Here is a 1,287-nt window from a genome sequence, read left to right on the forward strand (position 1 = left end):
CGACGCCCCGGCGCGGCCTGCGCGCAGCGCCCCGGGGCGTCCACCGCCCTGCCCGAGCGGCTGACCATCGACGCCCTGTACGTCGCGACCTACGGAGCCGACGAGTGAGCTTCAACCCGTACGTCCCACGGCCGATCGACCGGCCGACCGACGTGCCGCTCGACCCGCACGCCGACCTGACCACGCTGGACGAGGCGAAGATCTTCGCCGCCCCCAGCGACCCGGCCGACTGGCCGGCCTGGCGCGAGCAGCTCACCCGCTGGCGGGCCGACGCCCGGGCCCGGCTGGCCTACACCGGCAGCCACTACGACGAGATCACCGGCGACTGCTTCACCGTCTGCCTCGCCTGGCTCTGGGACGAGATCCTCTACGACCACGACCGGGGCGTCTTCACGGTCGAGGCGTTCCTCGAGTCGGCGCGGCGCGACTTCGGGGGCTTCGACGGCATCGTGCTCTGGCACGCGTACCCGGTGATCGGACTGGACGAGCGCAACCAGTTCGACTGGTACCGGGAGGTCCCCGAGCTGCCCGAGGTGGTCCGCGCGTTCCAGGCGCAGGGGGTCCGGGTGTTCGTCGACTACAACCCGTGGGACACCGGCACCCGGCGGGAGCCCGGCACCGACGCGGAGGCGGTGGCCGCGCTGGCCGCCACCCTGGGCGTCGACGGCGTCTTCCTGGACACCCTCAAGGAGGGCGCCGGCGAGCTGCGCAAGGCCCTGGACGCGGTCCGCCCCGGCATGGTCCTGGAGGGCGAGAGCCGGGTGCCGCTGGCCCGCATCTCCGACCACGCGATGTCCTGGGCGCAATGGTTCGCCGACTCCGAGGTGCCCGGCGTGCTGCGGGCCAAGTGGTTCGAGCGGCGGCACATCCTGCACCACACCCGCCGCTGGCATCGCAGCCACCTCGACGAGCTGCACTCCGCCTGGCTCAACGGCTGCGGGGTGCTGGTCTGGGAGAGCGTCTTCGGCGTCTGGGTCGGCTGGAACGACCGGGACCGGGCCGTGCTGCGGGCGATGCGCCGGGTACAGGCCAGCCACGCCGCCTGGTTGCGCACCGAGGACTGGGTTCCGCTCGCCGACCACCCCGGCACCGGCCAGGTGTACGCGTCCCGCTGGACCCACGACGGCGAACCCCTCTGGACGGTGGTCAACCGGGGCGAAGACCACGACGGCCCGTGGCTGTGCACCGATCGCCGGCCGGGTCGCCGCTTCTTCGACCTGGTCAGCGGCGCCGAGTTGACCGTCACCGCGGCCGGCGACGGGCGGGTCGCGGTCGGTGGCCCGCTGC

The 1,287-nt window shown here is 73.7% G+C and carries 1 protein-coding gene; it reads left to right on the plus strand.

All coding sequences use genetic code 11. The features are described 5' to 3' along the window. Positions 1–104: 104 nt before the first annotated feature. The coding region (locus DKL51_RS32805) for a hypothetical protein (RefSeq protein ID WP_221623281.1) at positions 105–1,287 on the plus strand (1,183 nt) is incomplete at its 3' end.

This window comes from Micromonospora globispora, from assembly GCF_003857015.1.
GTDB lineage: Bacteria > Actinomycetota > Actinomycetes > Mycobacteriales > Micromonosporaceae > Micromonospora > Micromonospora globispora.